The following is a 26,415-nucleotide window of genomic DNA, read 5'->3' on the forward strand; positions in this document are numbered from 1 at the left end:
TTTTTGCTCACAAAATCCTTGATCGTCCGTTATCAAAACTATTATCAAAAACAGATTAACAATAACATCCCTTAATGATAAAATCATCACTATCAAAGGGGGAAGTATGATGCAATATACTTATGGATATGCGAGAGTTAGTACCAAGCAACAAGATTTGATTCGACAACTGGATTTGTTAAAGGAATACAACTGCACCGAAATATTAACAGAAAAAATGTCAGGTACAAAAACGAACAGACCAGAACTTATTCGATTAAAGGATAAGGTTAGACCCGGAGATTCAATCGTTGTAGAAAGTTTTTCAAGATTAGGCCGGAGTACAAAAGATTTGATAGAGTTAGTTGAGTACTTTGAAAATAAAAATGTGAAATTGATTAGCATAAAAGAGAATTTTGATACAAATACACCACAAGGTAAACTGATGCTTACTGTATTTCAGGCATTCAGCCAATTCGAAAGAGATCTAATTGCTCAACGAACAAAAGAGGGGTTAGAGAGTGCAAGGGCCAGAGGTAGAAATGGCGGTCGACCAAGAGTGACAGAAAAACAGATAAGTAAAGCTCTAAATCTATATCACTCTAAGGAATACAGTATTAGCGAGATCGTAGAAATGACCGGAATAAGTCAAGCAACATTGTATCGTTACATACAAACAGCTCGGAAAGGCAAAGAGAAACAAGCTCATATTGATCTAGAAAACATTGCAAAAATAAGAATGGGGCTGCGAATCGAAAATAACAATAAATTTGTACGTGGTAAAGGGAAGGTAAGAGAAAGTATCGAACAGTTCCTAAAACATCATTACAGAATGGAGATCATAGCTAACGAATATATCATCTACGTCCCTTATACAACCGTTCATGCATTAAAAAAGACAGTATATGATATCCTCGGTGAACTGGATAGTGAGGCTGATATGAGGAATTGTTTTATTGAAGCAGACGTATACTGTGATGAATTAGGACTCACATGGTAATCTCAATGGGTTTGTTTTTTCTATTGCTCTTTTCTATTCCTTATTAAACTATTAAATTACTTTTATTGGAAGAAATCCTGCAGACCAGAACAGCTACCCTGTCACTATGCCTAATAATGACAATTAAGGGTAAAATAAACGAACGATCATCTTGATGGGAAAGGAGAAGATACGTTTGAAAAATAGATCAATCAAGTTATTACTAATAATGGCTATGACTCTCATTTTCTTGGCATACGCAGTCTTTGTTTTCAACTCCCCGAAAGCTATCCGTATGGAGCCGCTTCTTGCACTAGTGGGTTTGTCCGGCGTTGTTTTGTCCATCATCATGACATACAAATCCACGAATTGGACATCCTTCTTTTTTACCGGGTTGCCGATCTATATATTCTCGCTGTTCAGCTTTGTTTATTCGATCTTAGGTTGGGATAGCTATTTAAAAGTTGCCGTCGTCACGTTAATCATTATCTATGTGATACGACTTGTAAAAGTAGGGTGGAATGGCAATTCCATTTAAAAAGCGCAAACTGATTTCAGTTAGCGCTTTTTCGTCTTATGTAAAAATCAGAGGCTGCAACCGATAATCCATATAGACGATTCATGAAAAGGAGAGATTCGTATGCCGATTTTTTTCACACCAACGACACCTGCTAGATACGTACCGTTTGATTTCGAGGGGTATTTGAATTCGCTTGGAGACTATTTTGGACGCTATTCATTCATTGAGGAGTGGAAGGACTATTGGCTTGCGACTTTTCTTGATTGCGACCGCCAGATCAAGGAGCACATCGGGGTACGACCGAGATACATGTAAAAAAGGGTCATAGTATGGTATTGTTTACCACTTATAACCCTTTCTTGCTCTTTACTTTCTTATATACTATACAGGAATATCTCCCTCGATTGGTTGTGGAATATTTTCTAAACCGATCATATAGTCTCCGAAACGTTTTATATGCCTAGTCAGATAAGGGCTAAGCATGACAATATCTTCTTTTGAAAATACATAGCCTTCTTTAGAAAGTTCCCACAAAATAAGTGTTATATCACATACATTTTGGAATATTACTGCGTTGGCAACTAAATCATTATATTTAATTCGCTTTTCTTGTTCTTCTGGATCATTTTCTGAAATGATCCCATCGCCACCAAAAAATAGCCATTTGGAAAAGCCGTTATATGCTTCGACTTTGTTTGTACTAGGGGTAGCGTCAGGAAAATGCGGATTTACAACGTTAAGGAAATCAAAATATAAAAAGCCTAATTTCTCGGTGTTATAAGTGAAAAATTAGGCTTTAGTTACTTCATTAAAGCGCCTGATTGTTGAAGACTAAAGTTTATATTCACCAAGAAATGCTCTTATCCTAACAAATTTTATTTAGGACTTACATGTATGCCTTCACTCTCTCGCCAATCTGCGTAAAGTATACGCTTTACATTATCATATCCATTGGTAGTTAATTGGTTATCTAACCACTGTTGATCAAATCCGAGTTCATGTAAATTATCCCATAAAATTTCCCCATCTATAATTAACGATGTTGGGAGGTCTACTGGACTTTCTGGAAGATTGAGATCTTGCTTGTCTGGTTTTTGATACTTGGATTTTAATAATAAACTTATTTGCCCATTAGCTTCCAATATACCGTATTTGACTTCGCGAACTGAAAAGACATTATTTTGACGGAGTATACTCAATACTTGATTTACATCCAGTTTGTTCTTTGTAAGTAACTTTCTGTCCATAACACCATCTCGAATGATGATGTTAGGATTGCCTAATAAGAGAGAACGTGTCGATTTATTTTTTAGAGTCATAAACTCTATTCCCAACATAAGAAACGTCCACAATCCGATGGCATATAAAAAGTGAAAAATCCCTACCTTATCTTCATAAATGTTATTGCCTAAAAAATCTCCAAGTACTAACACAAAAACTAAGTGAAACGGGGTTAACTGATAGATGGATGTTCTGCCTGTTATGATAATGATAAAAAATAAAGTTGCAAAACCAACGATGACTTTGATCGTCAGTAAACCAATATTAACTTCTTCCAAAGTTTTTTCCTCCAATTTAAATTTTACTTAGTTGTAAGATCTTGAGGTTTAGATAAAGAGGCTAGTTTTAGTATTAAAGCTCGAGTTACAATTCCAACAATGATGTAATATATGAATGAATATCTGTATCTCCACTCTAAATAATTAACAAGTTTGACCCACTCGCAAAAGGGTTCACCTATATAGGCATATGTTAGTGCCATAATGATCTGGGCTAAAATAAAAGATTTCCATGTTCTAAAATATTGATATAACAACATGTAAGCTACAGGTACCATTGAAAAATCAAAAGGAAAGGCCCTGGGAATAAAAGGTAGGAGCGCAATGGGGTAATCCCAAAAACTGTATTGTGCACCAACTACATCTAATAAGGTTGTTGTTATGATAATTATGGTACCAAATAACAAAATTTCTAAAATAATGTCTCGTTTAACAAGTTTAGCCCATATAACCCAAGGCACAACTAAAAAAACGACTAGTGTCCACCATTCCCAAGTTAAAAACTCATTTTTTAGCCAACTATTTAATTCTAAATGATAGAGCTTATCTTCTAATAAACGTATTTCCTTAAGATTTTCAAATATATTATCTATTGATATCACCTCTATATTTAAATGAAAAGGTAACAGATATTTTTGAATTCAAACTCTTTGAGCTGCCTTTTTAGTATTACCGTTTTTTAGTAATGAATTTCCATCGTAAATAAGAAAAAACCCATGTTGGAAGTTCTTCTAACACGGGTTTTCGACTCTTTTCAAATGAATCAGAAATATTTTAAAAACAATGAAATTTTTTAAATCTAGATTTAACATAGAACAATAAAAACAGGATACATCAACTCATAATAATGGAGAGAGCAGGCGAGAACCCTGTTCAACAATGCGCTCGGTCAGGGATCGTTGCAACAAGTCTTCAATTCTTAATGGTACAGAATCAGCAAGATCACGCTCGAATTGATGTGTAAGTTCCATCGCCACATCAGTACTGTACAAGACTTGACACACCTCATAATTCAGGCGAAAACTTCTCATATCATAGTTTGCTGCGCCTACTTCTGCAATTTCCTCATCAATGATCATCAGTTTCGCATGTAACATTCCTTTATCGTACTGGTAAATTTGGACCCCAGCTTCTATAAGTTCCCCGTAATAGGTACGACTTGCAAAGCCTACGATTTTTTGATCAATGTGGCGAGGAACCAGCAATCTTACGCGCACACCACGAGCCACAGCTGTCTTTAATGCCATAATAATATCTGTTTCTGGTATAAAGTAGGGAGTTGTTATATCAATGGTTTTGGTCGCCTGTGTTATACATATAAAGTAAGCTTGCCGAATGACTGGGGTAGGAATTCCAGGGTTTCCTTCCAACGTATGGATATACGCTTTTTGCATTGTCCCTGTCTTCTGGGATATGCCCATCTCTTTGTCATCAAGGGTACTCAACTCTGATCCTAATTCGGCTGACCATCTGGAAAGATCTACTTTGCCGGTTTGATTGATTTTCGTTACCTCAGATTTTGTTTTCAGATTTGTTTTTGATTTTATCCGTTCCGGCACAGCGATATTCCAATGAACATCAAAGACAGTCTGCAAATCGACTGATGCTTCTCCTATGATTTGCAAATGAGTATCCCGCCAGAATCCTACATCAGGCTTCAATCCTGTATATTCATATCCTACATTCATGCCACCAGTAAATGCTTTCTTTCCGTCGACCGTGACAATCTTACAATGATCCCGATAATTCCAATTGGACAAAATCCAGGGAAAGCGTAAAGGAAATATTGTCCGACATTCTATCCCTGCTTCCACCATCTGAAGAATTTTTTGACGCGGAAATTTTTTACTCCCCCAACCATCTCTAATAAAACGAACCCGCACTCCATTTACTGCTTTTTCGATCAGCAGTTCTGTGATGCGATTACCAATTTGGTCGTTCCGATAGATGAAATATTCCAGATCAATGGTTTTTTGGGCTTTTTTTAGGGATTCGATAAGTTGTTCATATTTTGCTATTCCATTGTTTAGTACTTGGACTTTGCCAACTCGAAGCCCGCTTACAGTAAAATACCTTAAAGCATCGGCGATTATCGATGCTGAATCACTATATGTATCAGGTAATTTATCAGACTCATTATGAGAAGAGGTCAATCTTTTCCGATGAATAATCTTGGGATTAGATGTGCTAAGATATAGCCAGAAACCAATGACAGGCAAAACAAGGACGATTATTATCCAATTCAAAGCCTTGGCAGGCCGACGAACTTCCCAAATGGCTATGAATAACATAAAGAACGTATTTAACAGATATAGATAAAAAATCCACTCCAACTAAAAACCTCCCTAGTTTTTCTCTTAACATGTACAAACTATTTAGTAAGTATACGTTTGGAATACGAGGAATTGTTTTGATTGACCTTTTCTCATGAGACACCTCAATAAATTGATGTAAATGTCCTTCAGTTTACGTGGGTGGGACATAGGGGCATTGTCCCTATTGGCTACTCTAACACTTAGGATAATTCTATTACCCTAAAACGAAAGTGTCCTTTCACCTTGTCCCTCAATTACCCTAGAAGTTGCTATACAAATGAAAATGCTTATTTTAATGTATCCTGTCCCAAACCCTACTTAGATCTAAGGGAACATAAACTTTATCGCGATGAATTTCCTTATGTATAATAGGATTTTTAAAACTATCCTCTAAACTTCCAAAAAAATTCTTTTGTCTAGCTCGTGGTTTTGGTCCTAAAACCATTTCACTATAATCTTTATACATACTTCCTATTCTCCTTTGATAATTTTCCACTTTCTTATGTTAAATAATTTAATAACACAAACCTGCAACTATTACTCCATTTCCAAAACAAAAAGCATATATGTCTATGTTTGGACTAAAACTCACTGTAACCCATGAATAAATCAACTGAACTTTAATCACTTTTTTAAAAAAGCTTGATTTTCAATTTTCACTACCCTTCCTCTCGCAGAATTTTACTTACAAAATGTATTTTTACCAAAAACCTTAAAATATTTCATATTTGAATTTTTAAATATTCATTTATATATAAAAATAAATGAATAAATTTATATTTTATTTAGCACCATATTACTGTCAAATCATAGGAGGTGTTATTCATGACAGTCATAAATGACGTTAAAACAGCTTTAGCTGGATTAAAAAGCGCTCAAGCTAGCTTTGAAACATTTGCTCTCAGTACGGATAATCAACAAGCTAAGAAACTTTATCAAGATGCTGCTACACAAACCCAATCCGTTATTGATAATGTTGAACCACGTGTTCAACAAATCGAACAAGAAGAACCTCAATACAAACAACAATAATGAGTATGGCGAAAAGGTTGGTTGAAAGGCCAACCTTTTTTGAGCATCCCTATACTGGTAAAACATGGAGGTGATTTCATGAAAGTGAAAATATTATTTTTCATTTTAATCCTTATCGGAATGGGTTCAGGGTGTAACGGGAACCAAAATCAGTTAGATAATAATAATGATTTGAGTATTTCACAAGTACATACAAGTAAACCAATTGATCAATCTGTTGCCAATCATGCTAAAGAAAAGATTATCACTAAGGAAGAAATTTCGGATGTAAAGGCTGTGAATACAGATAATGAGCTTTTAGTAGCGATTAAAGTCGGAAATTTCAACCGTTTCCGATTAAAAAATATCGAGAAGTCAGTTAAATCTGACTTAAAAAAAATGTATCCCGATCATAAAGTATTTGTTTCGAGTGATAAAAAAATGTTCTGGGAACTTGAAAACATAGAACAGAGACTAAAAAAAAACGATACGAATGAGAAAAACTTAAAAAAGGATTTAAATAAACTGAAAAGTCTTATGAAGGAACAAACATAAAGAGAAAGGAACGAGTTATGTCTAATAATCAAAAGAAACAACTCACTCCTGTGCAACAGGAATACCAAAAATTGCAAAAACAACGAGAGATTAAAAGACCGGTTGTTAAAAATTGTATAAAGGCCTTTATAACTGGTGGACTTATCTGTCTGATCGGTCAGTGTATTTCTGACTTTTACATTTATTTTTTTGATTTTACTGAGCAAACGGCCGGAAATCCGACAGTGGGTACGTTAATTTTTATTACGATGCTTCTTACTGGTTTTGGTGTATATGATCGAATGGCCCAATTTGGAGGGGCTGGAACAGCTGTACCCGTAACTGGTTTTGGCAATGCGGTCATATCACCTGCCATTGAGCATCGTTCCGAAGGATTTGTACTGGGCGTAGGCGGCAACATGTTTAAATTAGCAGGGGCGGTTATTTTATTTGGTGTTTTTTCTGCTTTTGTCATTGCCCTCATCAAGACCATTTTAATCCAGTGGGGTGGTTTATAATGCTTGCAGGTCATCGTACATGGATCTTTGAACACAAACCTGTGATACTTTCTACTGGAACAGTTGGAGGACCATTTGAAGCAAACGGAGCGATCGCAGAAGATTTCGATCTCCTTCATGCTGATTTATGGCTTGGTCAGGATTCCTATGAAAAGGCACATAAAGTCCTTTTTGAAGAAGCCTGTCAAAAAGCCATGGAAAAAGGGGGCATCCAAAAAGATCAAGTTCAATTTATCCTAGCTGGGGATCTGATCAACCAGATAACTCCGACAAGTTTTGCCAGTCGAACAATTGGATCTCCGTATTTTGGTTTATTCGGTGCCTGCTCTACGTCTATGGAAGGACTGGCTCTAGGTGCTTATATTGTGAATACAAAAGGAGCTAAATATTTATTAACAGGAGCATCTAGTCATGATACAGCTGTTGAAAAACAATTTCGGTATCCAACTGAGTATGGTGGACAAAAACCTCCTACGGCACAATGGACTGTTACTGGTGCCGGTGCGGCCCTATTAAGTGATTCTGGGGATGGACCTCGTGTCACTTCTGCTACAATAGGCCGTGTGATTGATATGGGTCTGACAGATCCATTTAACATGGGAGGAGCTATGGCGCCAGCTGCGGTTGATACCATTGAAGCCCATTTAAAGGAACGAAATGTTGAGCCATCTTATTACGATTTAATTGTAACCGGTGACCTTGGCCAAATCGGACAGGAAGTGTCCATGGATCTATTTAAAAAGCATGGAACTCCTATTAGTGAAGAACAATACCAAGATTGTGGCCTTATGATTTATCGGGAAGGACAACCCGTTCTTGCAGGGGCAAGCGGTGCAGGCTGTTCAGCAACGGTAGTTTATGGGCATTTATTAAACCGCATGAAAAAAGGTGAATTTAAACGAATGTTAGTTGTGGCTACAGGTGCTTTGCTTTCACCGTTGTCCTTTCAGCAAAACGAAACGATTCCTTGTATCGCCCATGCAGTGTCAATTGAATGCGGAGGTGAACATTAAACATGATTTATTTTTGGGCTTTTGTCGTAGGCGGTTTAATTTGTGTCATTGGACAAATTATGTTTGATGTTTTTAAATTGACTCCCGGACATACCTTAAGTGCCCTTGTAGTGATTGGTGCCCTTTTAGATGGGTTTGGGTTATACGAACCCCTGATTGACTTTGCTGGGGCAGGAGCTACCGTCCCTATTACAAGCTTTGGAAATTCCCTTGTACATGGTGCCATGCAAGAAGCTGAAAAACATGGATTAGTTGGCGTGCTTACAGGGATGTTTGAAGTAACAAGTTCTGGTGTTTCAGCAGCCATTGTTTTCGGAATGATTGGTGCTTTGATATTTAAACCAAAAGGATAAGGAGAATATTGAATGACAATTGCATCAGATGTAAAGCAGTCACTTGCCAGCCTTAAAGTGGTAGAAGCTAGTCTCTCAAGTTTAGCATTGCGGACTCAGGACTCTGACTCAAAACGTACGTTACATGAAACCATGATGATTATACATGAAGTAGTGACCGATTTAAAAAAACGAGTTGGAGAATTGGAACGAGAAGAATTGCAATACAAAGGATTTTAAGAGAAATTATTTTATCAGGAGGTGGCAAGCAGTGCCTGAATGGTTAGATATTGCTGTACGGTCAGCAATCTTTGTTGCTGTTTTATTTTTCATTACAAAGTGGTTAGGGAAAAAGCAAATTTCTGAACTATCTTTCTTTGAATATGTCACTGGTATTTCCATTGGAAGTATTGGCGCAGAAGTGGCTATGGGACTTGAACGAAACATTTTTCACGGAATCATTGGAATTATCATCTTTGCTGCTATACCCTTTTTCGCTGGTTTAATTTCCTTAAAAAGCAAAGGTTTTCGTAACTTTATAGAAGGGAAAGCAACTGTATTTATAAAAGATGGAAAAATCATGGAAGATAACTTAAAAAAAGAAAGATACACGACTGATGAATTGTTAGAATTACTCCGAAAAAAGGATGTCTATCAGGTAGCTGATGTTGAATTTGCTGTATTAGAGGCAACAGGAGATTTATCCGTCATGCTAAAAAAGGAGAACCAACCTTTAACAGCAAAGGATTTAAATTTATCTGTTCCTTCGATTAAAGAGCCCCATACTGTCATCATGGATGGTGTCATAATGGATGAACCACTTGCCACGATTGGACGAAGTCGGGCCTGGTTACACACTGAATTGGAAAAACTAGGGGTTACGGTTGAAAATGTTTTTCTTGGACAGATTAATTCTTTTGGAGAATTAACAGTTGATCTTTTTGACGATAAGTTACAAGTCGCCGCCCCGCAAGAAAGACCTTTAATTCTTTCAACCCTAAAAAAATGCCAAGCAGACTTGGAACTGTTTGCTCTTGGAACTGAATCAAAGGAGGCCAAACAAATGTATAGGTTAAACAGTGAAAAATTACAAGAAGCTATTGATAAAGTGACCCCTATTTTAAGAGCTTGAAATTATAACAATCCTTTGAAGGAAATCTTTTTTCAAATTTACCAAAGATTGCTTACAAAAAATAAACAACATATATGGGTTAATAACTTTATTAATTTAGTTGCATAGTCAAAGAGAAGAAAAAAGTTTAAAAACCTTAGTCCAATTTCGGACTAAGGTGAATTTTGTAACCGTCAAGTAGTTTTGAACACTTTTTGTTCATTAATTTTAACCACTTTTGCTATTTAATTTCCCTACCCCGATTTCGAAAAGGATGGGGAAATTTAACTTATGAATTAAAAGGGCCTAACCCCAAGTTGATCGTCTAATTCGGCTTTTTCTTCCTCTAATTTTGAGACTTGTCGCTTTAAATCATTAATTTCTTCTAGTAATTATAGATGAAATATTCCAGATCAATGGTTTTTTGGGCTTTTTGTAGGGATTCGATAAGTTGTTCATATTTTGCTATTCCATTGTTTAGTACCTTGGACCTTGCCGACTCGAAGCCCTTGCACAGTGAAAGGTCGTAAAGCATCGGCGATTATCGATGCTGAATCACTATATATATCAGGCAATTTATCAGACTCATTATGAGAAGAAGTCAATCTCTTCCGATGAATAAGCTTGGGATTTGATATGCTAAGATATAGCCAGAAACCAATGACAGGCAAAACAAGGACGATTATTATCCAATTCAAAGCCTTGGCAGGCCGACGAACTTCCCAAATGGCTATGAATAACATAAAGAACGTATTTAACAGATACAGATAAAAAAATCCACTCCAATTAAAACCTCCCTAGTTTTTCTCTTAATATATACAAACTATTTAGTAAGTATACGTTTGGAATACGAAGGAATTGTTCGGTAGACATTTTCTCATGAGTGGTGAGACATCCTAAATAATTTTGTAATTAGTTTGTTTTGTCAAAGGAATTTTAACGTTGGAAATGGATTGAAAAACAAAAGGTTCGTTTTACAATTCTTCTATTTAACCCCAATACCTTCCATAATTCTGCTTCATCTGACTAAGTATATTTGATGTTAAAAAGACTCCAACAGGGGGCAAGGTACTACTACTAACGGGATATCCTGTAAGAGATCTATCGGTTGTAGCAATCCAAGTTCCATACTCGCCTGCTTGTAAAGAAGGAGGTTTCATAATAAGCCTTCCATTTAAAATAAAATGTCGAATGCTAATCGAGGGATCATCAAATATAGTTAAGTTACCAGAAAATGTGGCATAAGCTGATTCAAATCTTATTTGTTTGGTGTTTTCTTCCCAATACCCATTAATTTGAATAGGTGTACCACGAAAATTAATTGTACCAAATACTTTATTATTACCTGTAATAGAATTAATGATGAGTACTCCCCAAATAATGGGTCGACCGGCTATAGAAGCCGAAATACCCCATTTTGATGGAAAAGGTATACTAACCATGAGTTTCTGTGCAGTTTGCAAAAGTTGATTCCTCGTTTCGTAATAATCATAAATACAAGATTTTAAAGTTTAATTTCTATCTATACATCAGAGTGTTAAAAAAAGAAAGAAAGTTTAATAAATTATTTTAATATTTATTCATTTTGAATCTTCCATATTCGGTTTCGAACATTTCATTTATTTCCCAAGATTCAACGGTTTTATAAGCTGTTTGTTGATCAAAGCCTTTTCCCAGAAGGTAGGCCATTGCGGCAATTTCAGTTAGCGCATGTTCATAGGAAGTAAGAGCAACTTCTTTTAGACCATAATCAACAAAAGGCTTTATTGCCATTAATGTTTCACTTTTCAAATCCTGATCCGAATTTTCTCTCTCATCGGATTCATTACCCTCTAGATTTGGATGTGCTTCTTTGTATAGTACCTCCCACTGTTCATACAGACTTGTAGCTGTCTCAAAGTCCTCAGAGTCTACTGTTAAATTTTTTTGTAATTTACTCATTAAATTACGCCATGTCTCTTCCCATTCCTCTAAAGTTCTTAAGTCAAAGAGTTTTGAGAACTTCGGTTTCACACTTTCCCAATGAACATAAATGTCGGTACACCATCCCAATAAATATTTATAGTTTTCCGTTTGGGCTTCCATTTTTTTATCACCCTTTTTAAATTTTTTCACTTCTAAAAAAAGAAGCAATATCGCGTGTAAAATGAGGTTAAATACCTTTTAAAACCAATTTACAATTCTATGGTATGTTTCACTTATGTCCCTAGACTAGGCATTTGTCTCATTTAACAAAATAAATTTTGTTTTCTTTCCAAACGGATAAATATGTTGCATTCTGCAAGTATAATTTTCCTTTGCAAACAAGGCCGGTGTTAAAAGTATAAAGACATTTTTAAAACGTTCTTAACAAAAAGATAAAGAGCAGGTAAGCTGAGGAACTTGTTAAAACCTGAAGGGGTTCCGTCAGGAAAATGCGGATTTACAACGTTAAACTATTTTTTGGGAAACAAAAACCTTGCTTCCCCAACGCTAAGCAGAAGAAGCAAGGTGAGTTAATAATTTCACTTGCCAGAATCACGAGGTGGATTCACCATGTTCATGTAATTTATATCTTCCAGGGTAAACAATATTCACCTCAACCTTTACATGGCGCAGGGAATCTTGGTTTAAAACGAGTTGCTGTTTTCCTGTGGCAATGCTCTTCCATTGATGTGAATGTTTGCGATACAAAGATTCGCCCAAACTGTAAATATCTATACCCTCCTTAAAAGCAGTTTGATACGTTTTGCGGATTTGCTCCTCTATTTTTTCCTGAGCCATTTGTGTGAGTTCCTTTTCGGTAAGGTCCGTATGCAATTCATTGATCCCTGCCTTCACTTTTACTGAAATATCGAAATACGCCTTGTTCAATTTCACAATAGGAGTCACTTCATATTTGGGTTTTTCTGCGACAAGAACAGCCGCAAGCTTTTCTTCGGCAAACAAATCAAGAGGTACTCGGATCGTGTGAGTACTTAGCCAGGGCATTCCCGACAAATCCTTAAGATCCATTCGTCCATAATAATTGTGTAGATCATATACATGTATGCCAGAATATCTAAGCAGCTCTTTTGGTTTATTACTTTCCTGCCATTGACCTTTGCGAAGCGATAATTCCGGTATATAACTGGTTCTGGCCTTTTCGTTTGAGTCCAGACAAGGTGTATTGGCCATCGACATAGTCTATTCCAACAGCCATAGCATAGTTCATGTTTTGCACTTCATATCTGCTCCAGCAACCGGTAAGGGTGAGAAGAAGGAAAAGTGCAACCATACTTTTATATCTCCTCATTTATGCCTGTCCCCTTGCCTTGTAGAATCTCGTGTCTTCAACATGTCCGGTCGAGTGTTTCGCCATGGCCAAGGTAATCGAAACAAAGCGTTGGCCAAGTCTTTAAATGGAGGTGATATTGGGGCCAAGTAAGGCAAGCCGCATGAACGCAATGAGGCTAAATGGCTGAGCACAATAAATAATCCAAGAAAGAAGCCATAAATGCCAAGCGTGGCAGACAGAATGAAAAGAAAAAAGCGTAAGGTACTAATCGTTCCAGCCAATGATAGGCTCGATAAAGTTGAACCAAAGATTTGTGTAATTGCTCCGATGACAACGATACCTGGGGATAAGAATCCAGCACGAATGGCCGCATCCCCCAGGATAAGTCCTCCTACAACCGTTACCGTGGAGACGACCGCAGAAGGCAATCGGATACCAGCTTCCCGCAGGATTTCTAAGAAGAGAAGTGCAATAAACATTTCAACTGCCACATCAAAAGGGATTCCCAACCGGTTAATCCCCAAAGTGGCAAGTAGATAATAGGGCAGCTGATCTTGATGATAGGAAAGAATGGCAACAAAAAATGCAGGAAGCAGTAGCGATACGGACAAGCCAAGTAAACGAAGCGTTTGACCAAATGTAGCTGCCAAAGCAGTAAAGTGGATATCTTCGGGTGCTTTCACAAGCAAAAATAAATTGGCAGGCGCAATCAACGCAGCCGGTGTACCATCCACAATCAACGCTACACGCCCATTGAGCATACAGTTCACGGTAAAGTCTGCTCTGCCTGTATACCCCATCAAAGGAAACAATGCTTTTGTCGGTTCCATTAATTCTTCTAGCTGAGTGGCGCTAAACGCTCCGTCAATGTGAAGATCATCTAATTTATTCTTTACATCTTGAACAATCTTAGGATCAACAATGTCACGCATGTAAAGAATTGCAACGGTTGTTTTCGTGCGAACGCCTACTTTTTTCGTTTCATAAACCATGCTGGTTGATTTGATTCGTTTCCGAATTAACGCCACATTGACTCCCACTTCTTCCACAAATCCATCCTTTGGCCCCCGTACCGAAAGCATTCGCATCATCTGTACGTTCTTTCAAGCTGCGCGTAATATCTGCTGTTCTACTCATTTTAATTTGCAGGCCTTCATAATGGTTTTCCAAGAGATTTCGGATGCTATGGGAAATATTTAAGGTAATTTCTTTTTCCTGCATCCCATTGCCAATAGCTCCTGGGTCCATTCTCCCGTGACCAGGATCTAAATATAATTTAAACATTTTACACCACCTCGTACAAATAAAATATGATCGAAGAGTAACGGAGGTATAGGAATTCGTCTGAGATACATATAAAAATAGGTGATGATAGGCATTACATTTCATTGAATCAGATGATTTATTTTAAAGCTAAGAAATTTTCCAAATGCGAGACCATATGTATGAGCAGCAATTAATGTTCCATATTTTTCGTGGGTCAGGCAAACTCTTGTTCATCTAGACAGTAGGCTGATTGATTATTGATGCTTCTTTCTTAACAAAACACCTAAGTGATTCTCTGTGCATATACTGTATCATTACTACAGGATTATGATTAAATACAACCCAATCCATACATAAAATAATCAAGGAGAGGTTAATTTTGAAAATTCCAAAGACAGCCAAAGTTAGTATCCCCTTTCCATCCGTATGGGGGATTGATGCTTCTATTGCGGGGAGATCCATTATTAGAGGTATACTTACCATTGATTCCATTGTAGACAACAAAGTAGTAGGTACAGTTAATTTTCGTGGTATACCTATTCAGATTAATGGGTATTGGGACGAAAGCGCTAAACAAATAAGTTTCGATTCACCATATGCCTCCTTTTTTGGCAACTTGACAATATTTGATGAGACCGCTATAAGCATTCGGCATTTCATTTTAAGTGGACGGTTTATAATGAAACCTCCCTCTTTGCTGGCTGGTGAATACGGAAATTGGATTGCTACAACCTTTACAACCCGTTTGGGACCTCCCATATATACTAATGTTTTACCACCTGCTGGTGCCTTTTCAGTCTCAAGTATGCTCTTGGGACAGCAATTGTTTTAATTAGACCATGACTTTATAAAAACAACCTTCCTTTGTGACTAAGGTTGTTTTTTTAAAGTGTTCTCGAAAAATACAGCCTTGCTTTAAATCTGAGTTTAGCGTATATCTCCGTTAAAATGTACTCGGAACCCTTTGATGATCGTGCCTAGTTAGATAAACAAATATTGATACTTCCTTATAGAAATAGCCTACTTGGTTAGGTACGTTGTTTCACAATCCCCGGAAATTTTTAATATAAGTAATGAATGCTTATTTTTTTCCTTCCGATAGCTTTCTATATAAAGAAGCTCTAGATACATTTGTAATTTCACAAATTTGATTTACAGTCATATTTCCTTCTTTATATAGCTTTACTGCATAATTCATTCCTGCGTGATTTTTATGATATTTCTTTAACCGTCCTTTAAACTTCCCTTCTTTCTTTGCGAGCTCAATTCCTTCACGCTGACGCATACGAATAAGGTCTCGCTCTAATTGGTTAACACCAGCCATTACCGTAATTAAGAATTGGCTATATGGATTATCTTCTGATAAATCTAGCCATGTATCCTTAAGTGATTTTAAGCTTGCCTTTTTATTTCGTATTAAATCAATCAATTCAAATAAATCTTGCGTACTTCGAGTGATCCGAGTTAAATCTGTAACATAAATAATGTCACCTTCCTGTAAATCCTCTAACATTTTTTGAAGTTGTTCACGATCTTTTGTGGCTCCTGAAATTTTTTCTTCATAAATAATATCCATTCCAATTTCGTTCAATTGCCGAAATTGCCTTGAAGGATTTTGGCTAGTCGAACTGACGCGTACATAACCGATTTTCTGCAAAATTTCACCTCGTTTTTGAGACAAGTCTTATGAGACACTCTTAACTATGATTTTATCAGTCTACTATACTTGTATCAATAGAGTACACTCTATTGATATATAATTGAACTAATTAACTGAATAATTATGGAAATGGGATGATACTGAATGAAAATTGCGAGAGGTAGAGAATTGCTTACACTGGAACAGAGGCAGGATTTTATGCAAATCCCTGAAGATGAATGGATATTGGGGACCTACTTCACTTTTTCCAAACGGGATTTAGAAATAGTTAATAAGCGAAGGAGAGAAGAAAACCGTTTAGGGTTTGCTGTTCAATTAGCTGTTCTTCGGTATCCCGGTTGGCCATACACTCATATCAAAAGCATCCCGGAATCAGTCATACATTATATATCGAAACAAATCGGTGCCACTCCATCTTCGATTAGTCTTTATCCTCAAAGAGAAAATACACTTTGGGATCATTTGAAAGAACTTCGAAGTAATACGACTTTGTAACTTTTACTCTAAGAGAATATCGAATAGCATTTAAGCATCTTCATCAATTAGCTTTTGAAAATGGCGATGCCATACATCTACTACATGAATGTATAGATTTTCTAAGAAAAAACAAAATCATACTGCCTGCTATTACTACACTTGAAAGAATGGTGTGGGAGGCAAGGGCAATGGCTGAAAAGAAACTGTTTAATACTGTTAGTCAATCTCTTACAAATGAACAAAAAGGAAAGCTTGAAGAGATCATTACTTCGCAGCATCCATCCGAATCCAACAAAACGATATTGGGTTGGTTAAAGGAACCGTCGGGTCATCCTTCACCCGAAACATTTCTAAAAGTAATAGAACGACTCGAATACATACGAGGAATGGAATTAGAAACGGTACAAATTAGTCATTTGCATCGCAATCGCCTGTTACAACTATCTCGCTTAGGCTCAAGATATGAGCCATATGCATTCCGTGACTTTCAAGAAAATAAGCGATATTCGATATTAACCGTCTATTTATTACATCTTACTCAAGAGTTAACGGATAAAGCTTTTGAAATTCATGATAGACAAATACTTAGTCTGTTATCAAAAGACCGTAAGGCTCAAGAGGAAATTCAGAAACAAAACGGTAAAAAGCTGAATGAGAAAGTTATACACTTTACGAACATCGGACAAGCTTTAATCAAAGCAAAACAGGAAAAATTAGACGTTTTTGAGGTTTTAGAATCCGTTATCGAATGGAATTCTTTTGTCTCTTCGGTTGAAGAAGCCCAGGAGCTTGCACGCCCTGCTGATTATGATTATTTAGACTTACTGCAAAAACGATTTTATTCACTTAGAAAATATACGCCAACGCTATTAAGGGTACTGGAATTTCATTCTACAAAGGCAAATGAACCACTTTTACAAGCCGTAGAGATTATCCGAGGAATGAACGAATCCGGGAAGCGAAAAGTGCCTGATGACTCACCTGTGGATTTTATTTCAAAACGATGGAAAAAGCATTTATACGAGGATGATGGTACAACAATTAATCGTCATTACTATGAAATGGCTGTTTTAACAGAACTTCGGGAGCATGTTCGTGCGGGAGATGTTTCCATTGTTGGCAGCAGACAATGTAGAGATTTTGAGGAATATTTGTTTTCAGAAGATAAATGGAGTCAAACGAAGGAGAATACAAGATTATCAGTTAGTTTATCATTCGAAGATTATATAACAGAGAGAACCAGCAGTCTTAATGAAAGGTTAAAGTGGTTAGCTGCCAATTCCAACAAGTTGGATGGAGTTTCTCTTGAAAAAGGAAAGCTGTCACTTGCACGCTTAGAAAAAGATGTTCCAGAAGAAGCAAAAAAGTTTAGCGCAAGCCTTTATCAGATGCTACCAAGAATAAAACTAACCGATTTACTCATGGATGTGGCTCATATAACAAGATTTCATGAGCAATTCACTCATGCTTCCAATAATCGAAAACCCGATAAGGAAGAAACGATCTTTATCATGGCTGCCCTTTTAGGAATGGGAATGAATATCGGATTGAGTAAAATGGCTGAAGCTACACCCGGACTTACATATAAGCAACTAGCCAATGTGTCTCAATGGCGTATGTATGAAGATGCCATGAATAAAGCCCAAGCCATATTAGTAAACTTTCATCATAAATTACAATTGCCTTTCTATTGGGGCGACGGTACAACATCTTCGTCAGATGGTATGAGAATGCAGCTAGGTGTTTCATCACTACATGCAGATGCAAATCCACATTATGGAACTGGAAAAGGAGCCACCATCTACCGATTTACAAGTGATCAATTCTCTTCTTACTACACAAAGATTATTCATACTAATTCAAGAGATGCGATTCATGTTTTGGATGGTTTGTTACATCATGAGACGGATCTAAACATAGAGGAGCATTATACAGACACGGCCGGTTACACGGACCAAATATTCGGACTGACTCATTTATTAGGATTTAAATTTGCCCCAAGAATAAGGGATTTATCGGACTCAAAATTATTTACGATAGATAAAGCAAGTGAGTATCCAAAACTAGAAGCCATTTTACGTGGACAAATAAATACAAAGGTCATTAAAGAAAATTATGAGGATGTTTTGCGATTAGCTCATTCTATAAGGGAGGGAACAGTTTCAGCATCCCTTATTATGGGGAAGCTAGGTTCCTATTCAAGACAAAACAGCTTAGCTACAGCCTTACGTGAGATGGGCCGAATAGAAAAAACGATCTTTATTTTGAATTATATATCGGATGAATCATTAAGAAGAAAAATACAAAGAGGATTGAATAAAGGAGAAGCCATGAATGGGTTGGCAAGAGCTATTTTCTTCGGAAAACAAGGTGAGCTTAGAGAACGCACCATACAGCATCAATTGCAAAGGGCCAGTGCCTTAAACATAATCATTAATGCCATCATTATATGGAATACCTTACATCTAACAAAAGCAGTTGAATATCAAAAACAGGCTGATAGTTTTAATGAAGAATTATTGCACCATATGTCGCCTCTAGGTTGGGAACATATTAATTTACTAGGAGAATATCATTTTAATTCAGATAAAATGGTCTCGTTAGATTCTTTAAGACCATTAAAACTTTCTTAACGTTGTTAAAAATGGGGGAATCGTCCCGAAAATGTGCTTAGCGTTGTAAATCCGCATTTTCCTGACGGTACCCCTAATAAGTTATATTCAGAAGTCCGATTATCATTTTTAGCAACTAGTAATTGATCTAATTTTCGCTCAATTTCAGGAGTCAATTTTGAAAATACTGAATTAAATAACTGGTGATTCACTAATGTTCTTATACGACGAGCCAATCGATCTAATGTACTAAAAGCAGGTAATTCACACCTTTCTTTTATTAATATTTCAATGGATACGTTGATAAGATCGGCTGGATTGTCCATTACCTGTGTAGCCTTATAAATTGAAGTAGTTGCAATATGTAAGGCTTCTTTTCCATAAGGACGTACATTGAGGTAATCTCTAATTGCTTTTTGATGTCGGTAAATTGATTTACTATTGTAATTCGGTTCAACACTAGCAGAGAGATTCAAACAGGTCCGAATATGAATCATGATCTCTACAGGAATATCTTTCGGTCGAGGAAAGTAACCAAGTCGTTGGAAAGACTTTAACATAACTAATAGACTTAGAACTGAAACAGGTCCTCTAGCAACTTTATGCGCAAATTGGTTTTCTTCAGGTGTAGGGGAGTAAACATCACGAAGTTCTTTTGAAGTAGGACGTTTTTTAAATCTTGGATAAGCCGTACGTTCTATAGATGCCAAATTACCAACTCCATTCAAATTAAGTTGGGGGTGGTGACTGAGTAGCTGCCCTAGTCCGTCACATAATTCCCTAAAAATATAAGAGATTTTTAATTTGCTTCTACTAGTTTTCTTTTATTAATCGCTCGATATAATGATCCCTGTGAAAGTCCTGTACCTTCTACAATTTCTTTTACCGAGTATTCTTTACTGTCATACATCCTCAAGGCTATTTCAATTTTCCCTTGATCCACTTTAGGCCTTCCTAGTTTTTTTCCTCTTCTTTTACTCGCTTCTAACCCTTCTTTAACTCTTTCTACAATTAAATTTCTTTCTAACTCTGCGATGACACACATCATTTGAAACATGGCTTTTCCCGTTGATGTTCTTGTATCCATGTTCTCCTTAATAGAAACGAACTTTACACCAGTATCCTCGAATTGCTGAATAATAGAAAGAATATCAAGTGTTTTTCTCCCTAAGCGTGAAATACTTTCTACTACAACGGTATCACCTTTCCTTATTACATCTAGCAATGAGTTAAGTCCATCTCTATCCTTTGTAGTCCCAGTAAATTTCTCTTGAACCATTTTTTCACAGCCGTACTCAGAAAGTAATATAATTTGTCGGTCTAAATTTTGGTCAACTGTCGAAACTCGAGCATAACCGATTATCATAAAGAAGCCTCCTGCACAATTTAATAATCTAATTGTACAAGAGACATCATTTTTGTAAAAGTATTTGGTAAAACTTTTGGTAATTATTTTTGGTAACCTATAAAATTAGTAAAATCAAGCATCAGTATTTCTCATAAATATTGTTACAAAAAATATGGTTTTTGGTAACAATCTTTTTATTAATACAAAACCAATCAGATATAATTATTTTGATAAACGCTCCATGAGAGTAGCTTTTTCTGCTTCAAAACCAGGTTTGTCAAGTAAAGCAAACATATTCTTCTTGTATGCTTCGACTCCAGGCTGGTCAAATGGGTTAACTCCTAATAGATGGCCACTAATCCCACATGCCTTCTCAAAAAAGTAAACCATCTCACCGTAAGTGTATTCATTCATTTCATCCAGTTCAATCACGAGATTAGGTACTTCTCCATCTATATGGGCCATAAGGGTACCCTGAAATGCACTTTTGTTGACTTCATCCATCGTCTTACCTGCCAGGAAGTTTAATCCATCAATATTTTCTGGATCCTCCTGAATAGTCACTTCAATTCGAGGTTTCTTAATCTGTAAAACCGTTTCTAAAAGGTTTCGTCGACCTTCTTGTACATATTGCCCCATGGAATGCAAATCCGTTGAAAAATCAACGGAAGCAGGGAATAGCCCCTTTTGATCTTTTCCTTCACTTTCCCCAAACAGCTGCTTCCACCATTCCGATACGTAGTGAAGGGAGGGCTCATAGTTAACAAGCACTTCAATTGCTTTTCCCTTATTGTAGAGTACATTTCGGACCGCAGCATACTGATAGCTCTCATTTGTCAATAAATCAGGATTGTTGTATTTACGGGCTGCTGCTGCTGCCCCTTCCATCATATGATCAATATCAAGTCCTGCTACGGCAATTGGTAAGAGACCAACTGCTGTTAGCACAGAATACCTTCCACCAACATCATCCGGAATAACGAACGTTTCATATCCTTCTTCGTCCGCAAGCTTTTTTAATGCGCCTTTTTTCTGATCTGTAGTAGCAAAAATACGTTTTCTCGCCTCTTCTTTTCCGTATTTTTTCTCCATATAGTCACGGAAAATACGGAAAGCAAGGGCTGGCTCTGTCGTTGTTCCTGATTTAGAAATGACGTTAACAGAGATATCTTTCCCCTCTAATAGTTCAAATAAATGAGATATATAAGTAGAACTGATATTCTGACCGGCAAAATAAACATGTGTCTTATTGTTCATCTGGTTATGAAAGCTATGGGACAGAGATTCTATAGCCGATCTTGCCCCCAGGTACGAACCACCAATACCAATTACAACCATTGCGTCTGAATGTTTCTTGATTCTTTCAGCAGCTTGTTTAATTCTTTCAAATTCACTCTTATCATAGTTTAGTGGCAAATCGACCCAACCAAGATAATCAGAGCCGGGGCCTGTTTTTTCATGTAGCATTTTATGAGCCACTTTTACAAATTCACTTAGATTATCTACTTCACTCTTTTTCATAAATGCTAATGCATTGGAGTAATCAAACGAAATAGTCATACATTACTTCCCCTTTCAATCAAATTTAGCTTAGCTGCTTCAATCGGAGATCCTTCTCCGTAAAAAAGATCTCTCGGCATAGTAAAACGTTTCATGTTAGTGCATTCTCCTTTTCTACAGTATATAAGGGAAGTTTTTAAAAACACATTTAAACTCCCCCTTTTCAATTTTGAAAAATCCTTAGTGGGACCGTGTAATTATCAATAGCGTACATTAAAAGATAGTTAGTATTAAGAAAACTCAATGGTCCCTCTCTACATCGGCACTTAGTATGTCTTCTGTTTTGATTTCAAGTAATATTTCCAAGAATCTTATCGTTCCTAATACTTTTCGAGTGTCTCCCTCATTTTGAACATTCTCCATTTTCTTTTGTTGGATCAGTTCACTTATTACTTGCTTGAAAGCATTGGTTTTTATAAGCCATTCTCCAACCAGTAGCTTAGTTGAGTCTCTCTCGTGTTCGGTTTTGACAGCAAATAAACTTTCGGTATCTGTCTCTCTTAACGTGATTGAATTAAAATCTTCGCTCATTTGAATCCGAAAATAATTCCTTTCACTATCATAATATTTTCCGTCCCTTAGAAGAAAATACTCTATCCCTAATACTATTTCATAAAAGGGCTCATTATCTGATGGAGAATGGAGTTCTTTTACTTCGATATTCTTCACCATGTCTAAATAGGTTTCTAAACCATATTGTGTGTTAATGATTTTTGCATCCAATACGTTCATGATGTCACACCTCAATATTGTTTTATTTTTTTGGCTCTGTTAAACTTGTCTGTTGGCTCCAGGTGCTCGCTTTCCGCGGGCGATCCGGGAGCCTCCTCGGCGCTGTGCGGCTGCGGGGTCTCCCTTGTCCTGTTTTTCCCACAGGACGTTGAATCATCATCCGTGAATAGGCACCGCACGAGAAAATGTGAATGCATTTTCGAGGCGTCTCGCTCCTTCCGCTTCAATCAACATAGTTAGCACTATCAACGACTTAAGTAAATCTACCAATTTTTGGGATATACCAAACTAAAAATCCAATGAATTTCCGGCTCATTTTAACGAAAGACATATACAGCAGATGACTTTATGATTTTTCCACAGCATGTCCGCCAAATTCATTACGAAGGGAAGCTACCACTTTACCTGTAAATGTATCATTGTCTAATGAACGGTAACGCATTAGTAAAGACATAGCGATAACAGGGGTAGCTGTTTGAAGATCCAAAGCGGTTTCAACTGTCCATTTCCCTTCCCCAGAAGAATGCATAATGCCCTTAATTTCATCTAATTTTGCATCTTTAGAAAATGCGCGTTCTGTCAATTCCATGAGCCATGAGCGGATGACAGAACCGTTATTCCACACCCGTGCCACTTTTTCATAGTCAAAATCGAAATCGCTTTTTTCCAGGACTTCGAATCCTTCACCAATGGCGGCCATCATTCCGTATTCTATTCCATTGTGGACCATTTTTAAGAAGTGGCCACTACCAGATTTCCCAGCATATAAATACCCATTATCTACAGCTGTATCTCTAAAAATCGGCTCGACAATGCTCCATGCTTCAGGATCTCCACCAATCATATAACAAGCACCATAGCGAGCACCTTCCATCCCCCCAGAAGTACCGGCATCCATAAAGCTCACTCCAACTTTCTTCAACTGTTCGTAACGACGAATTGATTCCTTATAATGCGAATTACCAGCTTCAATGACGATATCTCCTTCACTTAGAAATGGTGTGATTTCACTAATAACTGAATCAACGACGGAGTGTGGGACCATTATCCAAACAACTCGTGGCTTTTCTAATGATTGAACAAGATCTTGTAAACTGGATGCTCCTTCAACTCCATATTTTTTAATTTCTTCAATAGTATTTGTATTTAGATCAAACGCCATTACACGGTGTTTATTGTCAATTAAGTTTTTTCCTAAGTTCATACCCATTTTCCCTAATCCAATTAATCCTACTTTCACTTGAGTTTCCTCCTTTAAATTACAAAAAATAGCGTGTATTATTATGCTACCCATTTGTTGTTCTTCATGGTCTCCTTATGGAACCATAAGGATTCAACAAATACTTTAAGTTCCTTGGGTAAATCGCGTAACAATTATCTGTCAAATCCAACCTCGGTTTGCTCTCTTCATACCAATAGCCTTCCAGGGAGCTGCGGATTAAACTCCCCCCCTAGTTTCCCACCATTTAAAACCATCCTCCTCCAATAATTGCGAAGCAGCTTGTGGCCCCATCGAACCGGCTTGATATAGGTGGAGTGGAAGGGCATTTTCCTCAAACGCCTCTAAAACGGGCTGTACCCATTTCCAAGATAATTCAACTTCGTCCCAATGAGCAAAGAAGGTAGAGTCCCCACGCAGAGCATCGAATATTAAGAGTTCATAAGCTTCTGGTATGTCTTTTGTACTTGCTGAGAAGTCAACAATTATCGGCTCCAAATTTCCATTTGTTAAATTTTTGCTATTTAATTGCATCGACACACCCTCATTTGGACTTACTTTGATAACTAATAGATTGGGTTCTGCAAATTGATTCTCGTTAGTATACACATCTTTCGTTGGATTCTTGAATTCAATCACAATCCGCGTCGACTTTTCCTTCATTCTTTTTCCTGTCCGGATATAAAATGGCACCCCATCCCAGAATGAACTATCAATCCATAAACGAGCAGCCACAAATGTATCGTTTGTGGAAGAAGCATTCACTCCAGGTTCTTCTAAATATCCGACTACAGGTTTACCCTTTATTTCCCCCGGTCCATATTGACCACGAACAACGTGGATACCTACAGTATCTTTCTGTACAGGCCGAAGAGAGTCCATAACTTTTCTTTTCACTGTACGGATATCGTTCGTGCTCATCTGTTTTGGCTGATGCATGGCCGTCATCATCAACAGCTGCATCATATGATTTTGGACCATATCACGAATAGCCCCTGCTTTTTCATAATAACTAGCTCTCTCTTCTACACCAACCGTTTCACTAGCCGTTATTTGCACATTGGCAATATACCGATTGTTCCATAGTGATTGCAGCACAGGGTTGGCAAATTCTAAAGCTTCAAGGTTTTGAACCATCGGTTTTCCAAGATAATGGTCAATCCTGAAAATTTCGTCTTCTTCAAAAGCTTTGCTTAGTTTTTCATTTAAATCTTGAGCAGATTTTAAATCACGCCCAAATGGTTTTTCGATCATTAATCGTTTCCATCCTTTTGTCGAGCCTAATCCACTCTCCTTGATGTTCAAAGCAATTACATCAAAGAATTCAGGAGCAACAGAAAGATAAAACATTCGATTCTCTTCAATACTCTGGTCTTTTTCATTTTGTTGAACGACTTCAACTAACTTCTTATACCCTTCAGCATTCGTGAAATCTAACTGGCAATAACGAAATGCCTTTACAAACTCTTGTTTTTCGGATTTATCATTTATCAAGTGTCTAGAAAAAGTGTATAGCGAGTCTGTTACATGGTTTTGAAAATCAACATCAGACATTTCGTCTATTCCTACACCAATGATCAAAAAAGAATCTGGTAATTTTTGATTCAAATATAAATTAAACAAGGCAGGGTAGATTTTTCGCTTAGCTAAATCCCCAGTTGCCCCAAATAAGACAAACGTCATAGAATCCACTTTTCATTCCTCCACTTTTTCAAAGCATTTTCAAATAGAAAAATGTCTGATTTTCTTCGTTTCCCCTACAAAACAACAAGGATTTTCGCTATTGCGTTATCCTACTTTTGGATGTAAGTTTCGTTTATTTCTCCCAGCTTGTCCGGTAATAATGATATCTCTTAATTGAGAATGTCCACATTTTGGACAGGTTTCATTATTTATGGTGATGATTAGACATCTTTCACAAACTTTTCGATGCTTAGTTTTGAACCTTTCCATGCGGATCTCTCCTTTCGTAAAAAGCAACAACATGTATAAATTATTAAATGAAGTTTCACTTCATCTCACCATGCTTGTAGCTGTATTCCCTTAAGGTTTGGTAGTATTCTTTAAGCTCGCTATTACTTGAGCAAAATCAGTATATTACGTATGTTATACTTTTGAAAGTACGCACTTTATTAACATATAGACACATTGGTATAACATAGTGTTAAAAATAATACTATAAACTTGAATCCAATACCAAGAGTGAAAAGCCAAGGACAGCGATTATACAAGATTCGCTGCCCTTGGCTTTTTAGTAACTGATTCTTTTATTAAATGTTGTGTTTAAATGTTGTGTTTTTTCAACCTTTTAAATACGTAGAGATATAAAAAAACACGGACAGCATCTTTATTAAGATAGCTAACCGTGGTTTGTTAGTATATGAACTTTTTTACACTTTTTCGAACCCCTAGGA

The 26,415-nt window shown here is 36.9% G+C and carries 28 protein-coding genes and 3 pseudogenes; 12 read left to right on the plus strand and 19 right to left on the minus strand.

Features of this window, described 5'->3' with window-relative positions:
* Window positions 1-106: 106 nt before the first annotated feature.
* From AA0X71_RS22325 to AA0X71_RS22335, 3 genes are all read left to right on the plus strand, one after another.
* The gene (locus AA0X71_RS22325) at window positions 107-979 is read left to right on the plus strand and encodes a recombinase family protein (RefSeq protein WP_413357485.1); all 873 of its coding nucleotides are present in this window, start codon (window positions 107-109) and stop codon (window positions 977-979) included.
* Between the two features lie 175 nt (window positions 980-1,154).
* Window positions 1,155-1,496, plus strand: coding sequence for a hypothetical protein (locus AA0X71_RS22330; RefSeq protein WP_413357486.1), 342 nt, complete (start codon window positions 1,155-1,157; stop codon window positions 1,494-1,496).
* A gap of 102 nt (window positions 1,497-1,598) precedes the next feature.
* Window positions 1,599-1,793, plus strand: a complete 195-nt coding sequence (locus AA0X71_RS22335; protein WP_413357487.1) for a hypothetical protein — start codon at window positions 1,599-1,601, stop codon at window positions 1,791-1,793.
* A 66-nt stretch (window positions 1,794-1,859) separates the two neighbouring features.
* Here AA0X71_RS22335 and AA0X71_RS22340 read toward each other — a convergent pair.
* The 5 genes and pseudogenes from AA0X71_RS22340 to AA0X71_RS22360 form a co-directional block, all read right to left on the minus strand.
* Window positions 1,860-2,186: pseudogene (locus tag AA0X71_RS22340) on the minus strand (Tn3 family transposase); the annotation flags it as partial.
* Window positions 2,187-2,353: 167 nt separating this feature from the next.
* Window positions 2,354-3,037 (minus strand): DUF421 domain-containing protein, encoded by a 684-nt coding sequence (locus AA0X71_RS22345; protein ID WP_101552371.1) that lies wholly within the window; start codon window positions 3,035-3,037, stop codon window positions 2,354-2,356.
* Window positions 3,038-3,060: 23 nt separating this feature from the next.
* Window positions 3,061-3,639 (minus strand): CBO0543 family protein, encoded by a 579-nt coding sequence (locus AA0X71_RS22350; RefSeq protein WP_413357488.1) that lies wholly within the window; start codon window positions 3,637-3,639, stop codon window positions 3,061-3,063.
* A 237-nt stretch (window positions 3,640-3,876) separates the two neighbouring features.
* Window positions 3,877-5,370, minus strand: coding sequence for a phospholipase D-like domain-containing protein (locus tag AA0X71_RS22355; RefSeq protein ID WP_413357489.1), 1,494 nt, complete (start codon window positions 5,368-5,370; stop codon window positions 3,877-3,879).
* Window positions 5,371-5,644: 274 nt separating this feature from the next.
* A complete protein-coding gene (locus tag AA0X71_RS22360; protein ID WP_162837599.1) occupies window positions 5,645-5,818 on the minus strand; it encodes a hypothetical protein in 174 nt (57 codons plus the stop codon).
* A 359-nt stretch (window positions 5,819-6,177) separates the two neighbouring features.
* On the opposite strand from AA0X71_RS22360, the gene AA0X71_RS22365 reads away from it, so the two are divergent.
* From AA0X71_RS22365 to AA0X71_RS22395, 7 genes are all read left to right on the plus strand, one after another.
* The gene (locus AA0X71_RS22365; RefSeq protein ID WP_017695330.1) at window positions 6,178-6,384 is read left to right on the plus strand and encodes a DUF1657 domain-containing protein; all 207 of its coding nucleotides are present in this window, start codon (window positions 6,178-6,180) and stop codon (window positions 6,382-6,384) included.
* A 78-nt stretch (window positions 6,385-6,462) separates the two neighbouring features.
* Window positions 6,463-6,918 (plus strand): YhcN/YlaJ family sporulation lipoprotein, encoded by a 456-nt coding sequence (locus tag AA0X71_RS22370; RefSeq protein ID WP_031538351.1) that lies wholly within the window; start codon window positions 6,463-6,465, stop codon window positions 6,916-6,918.
* 17 nt (window positions 6,919-6,935) lie between these two features.
* Window positions 6,936-7,415 (plus strand): stage V sporulation protein AC, encoded by a 480-nt coding sequence (gene spoVAC, locus AA0X71_RS22375; protein ID WP_017695333.1) that lies wholly within the window; start codon window positions 6,936-6,938, stop codon window positions 7,413-7,415.
* Window positions 7,415-8,428 (plus strand): stage V sporulation protein AD, encoded by a 1,014-nt coding sequence (gene spoVAD / locus AA0X71_RS22380; RefSeq protein ID WP_413357490.1) that lies wholly within the window; start codon window positions 7,415-7,417, stop codon window positions 8,426-8,428. Before spoVAC ends, spoVAD begins: the two co-directional genes overlap by 1 nt.
* Before the next feature lie 2 nt (window positions 8,429-8,430).
* A complete protein-coding gene (gene spoVAE, locus AA0X71_RS22385; RefSeq protein WP_413357491.1) occupies window positions 8,431-8,781 on the plus strand; it encodes a stage V sporulation protein AE in 351 nt (116 codons plus the stop codon).
* Between the two features lie 12 nt (window positions 8,782-8,793).
* The gene (locus tag AA0X71_RS22390; protein WP_413357492.1) at window positions 8,794-9,000 is read left to right on the plus strand and encodes a DUF1657 domain-containing protein; all 207 of its coding nucleotides are present in this window, start codon (window positions 8,794-8,796) and stop codon (window positions 8,998-9,000) included.
* A gap of 31 nt (window positions 9,001-9,031) precedes the next feature.
* The gene (locus AA0X71_RS22395; RefSeq protein ID WP_413357493.1) at window positions 9,032-9,892 is read left to right on the plus strand and encodes a DUF421 domain-containing protein; all 861 of its coding nucleotides are present in this window, start codon (window positions 9,032-9,034) and stop codon (window positions 9,890-9,892) included.
* Window positions 9,893-10,265: 373 nt separating this feature from the next.
* Here AA0X71_RS22395 and AA0X71_RS22400 read toward each other — a convergent pair.
* From AA0X71_RS22400 to AA0X71_RS22425, 6 genes and pseudogenes are all read right to left on the minus strand, one after another.
* A pseudogene (locus tag AA0X71_RS22400) lies at window positions 10,266-10,657 on the minus strand (PLDc N-terminal domain-containing protein); the annotation flags it as partial.
* Between the two features lie 203 nt (window positions 10,658-10,860).
* On the minus strand, window positions 10,861-11,334 hold the full coding sequence (locus tag AA0X71_RS22405) for a hypothetical protein (protein WP_413357494.1): 474 nt from the start codon (window positions 11,332-11,334) through the stop codon (window positions 10,861-10,863).
* A gap of 106 nt (window positions 11,335-11,440) precedes the next feature.
* Complete coding sequence (locus AA0X71_RS22410) at window positions 11,441-11,956, minus strand: hypothetical protein (protein ID WP_413357495.1); 516 nt, start codon at window positions 11,954-11,956, stop codon at window positions 11,441-11,443.
* A gap of 432 nt (window positions 11,957-12,388) precedes the next feature.
* On the minus strand, window positions 12,389-13,027 hold the full coding sequence (locus AA0X71_RS22415; RefSeq protein ID WP_413357496.1) for a Ger(x)C family spore germination C-terminal domain-containing protein: 639 nt from the start codon (window positions 13,025-13,027) through the stop codon (window positions 12,389-12,391).
* Between the two features lie 114 nt (window positions 13,028-13,141).
* Window positions 13,142-14,176 carry a spore germination protein gene (locus AA0X71_RS22420; RefSeq protein WP_413357497.1) on the minus strand — a complete coding sequence of 345 codons (1,035 nt, stop codon included), beginning with the start codon at window positions 14,174-14,176 and terminating at the stop codon, window positions 13,142-13,144.
* Entirely contained in the window at window positions 14,109-14,411 is a 303-nt protein-coding gene (locus AA0X71_RS22425; RefSeq protein ID WP_017697717.1) for an N-acetylmuramoyl-L-alanine amidase family protein, read from the minus strand. The genes AA0X71_RS22420 and AA0X71_RS22425 overlap by 68 nt, the downstream gene beginning before the upstream one ends.
* A gap of 361 nt (window positions 14,412-14,772) precedes the next feature.
* On the opposite strand from AA0X71_RS22425, the gene AA0X71_RS22430 reads away from it, so the two are divergent.
* On the plus strand, window positions 14,773-15,225 hold the full coding sequence (locus tag AA0X71_RS22430; protein WP_413357498.1) for a hypothetical protein: 453 nt from the start codon (window positions 14,773-14,775) through the stop codon (window positions 15,223-15,225).
* A gap of 249 nt (window positions 15,226-15,474) precedes the next feature.
* Here the strand turns inward: AA0X71_RS22430 and AA0X71_RS22435 are convergent, their stop codons facing one another.
* Window positions 15,475-16,050, minus strand: coding sequence for a recombinase family protein (locus AA0X71_RS22435; protein ID WP_001169292.1), 576 nt, complete (start codon window positions 16,048-16,050; stop codon window positions 15,475-15,477).
* 147 nt (window positions 16,051-16,197) lie between these two features.
* Between AA0X71_RS22435 and AA0X71_RS22440 the strand changes: the two are divergent.
* Window positions 16,198-19,163 (plus strand): annotated as a pseudogene (locus tag AA0X71_RS22440) (Tn3 family transposase).
* A gap of 5 nt (window positions 19,164-19,168) precedes the next feature.
* Here the strand turns inward: AA0X71_RS22440 and AA0X71_RS22445 are convergent.
* The 7 genes from AA0X71_RS22445 to AA0X71_RS22475 form a co-directional block, all read right to left on the minus strand.
* Window positions 19,169-19,852, minus strand: coding sequence for a DUF4158 domain-containing protein (locus AA0X71_RS22445; protein ID WP_413357499.1), 684 nt, complete (start codon window positions 19,850-19,852; stop codon window positions 19,169-19,171).
* Between the two features lie 89 nt (window positions 19,853-19,941).
* Window positions 19,942-20,508: a recombinase family protein gene (locus AA0X71_RS22450; protein ID WP_066154495.1), complete on the minus strand. Its 567-nt coding sequence runs from the start codon at window positions 20,506-20,508 to the stop codon at window positions 19,942-19,944.
* Window positions 20,509-20,712: 204 nt separating this feature from the next.
* Window positions 20,713-22,050, minus strand: coding sequence for a glucose-6-phosphate isomerase (locus tag AA0X71_RS22455; protein ID WP_031538331.1), 1,338 nt, complete (start codon window positions 22,048-22,050; stop codon window positions 20,713-20,715).
* A 240-nt stretch (window positions 22,051-22,290) separates the two neighbouring features.
* The gene (locus AA0X71_RS22460; RefSeq protein ID WP_031538332.1) at window positions 22,291-22,782 is read right to left on the minus strand and encodes a hypothetical protein; all 492 of its coding nucleotides are present in this window, start codon (window positions 22,780-22,782) and stop codon (window positions 22,291-22,293) included.
* Window positions 22,783-23,128: 346 nt separating this feature from the next.
* Window positions 23,129-24,022, minus strand: coding sequence for a phosphogluconate dehydrogenase (NAD(+)-dependent, decarboxylating) (gnd, locus tag AA0X71_RS22465; protein ID WP_031538333.1), 894 nt, complete (start codon window positions 24,020-24,022; stop codon window positions 23,129-23,131).
* Window positions 24,023-24,220: 198 nt separating this feature from the next.
* Window positions 24,221-25,693, minus strand: a complete 1,473-nt coding sequence (gene zwf, locus AA0X71_RS22470; protein WP_413357500.1) for a glucose-6-phosphate dehydrogenase — start codon at window positions 25,691-25,693, stop codon at window positions 24,221-24,223.
* 96 nt (window positions 25,694-25,789) lie between these two features.
* A complete protein-coding gene (locus AA0X71_RS22475; RefSeq protein WP_413357501.1) occupies window positions 25,790-25,954 on the minus strand; it encodes a hypothetical protein in 165 nt (54 codons plus the stop codon).
* Window positions 25,955-26,415: the final 461 nt, after the last annotated feature.

This window comes from Robertmurraya phoenicis, from assembly GCF_047302285.1.
In the GTDB taxonomy this organism is placed as follows: domain Bacteria; phylum Bacillota; class Bacilli; order Bacillales; family Cytobacillaceae; genus Robertmurraya.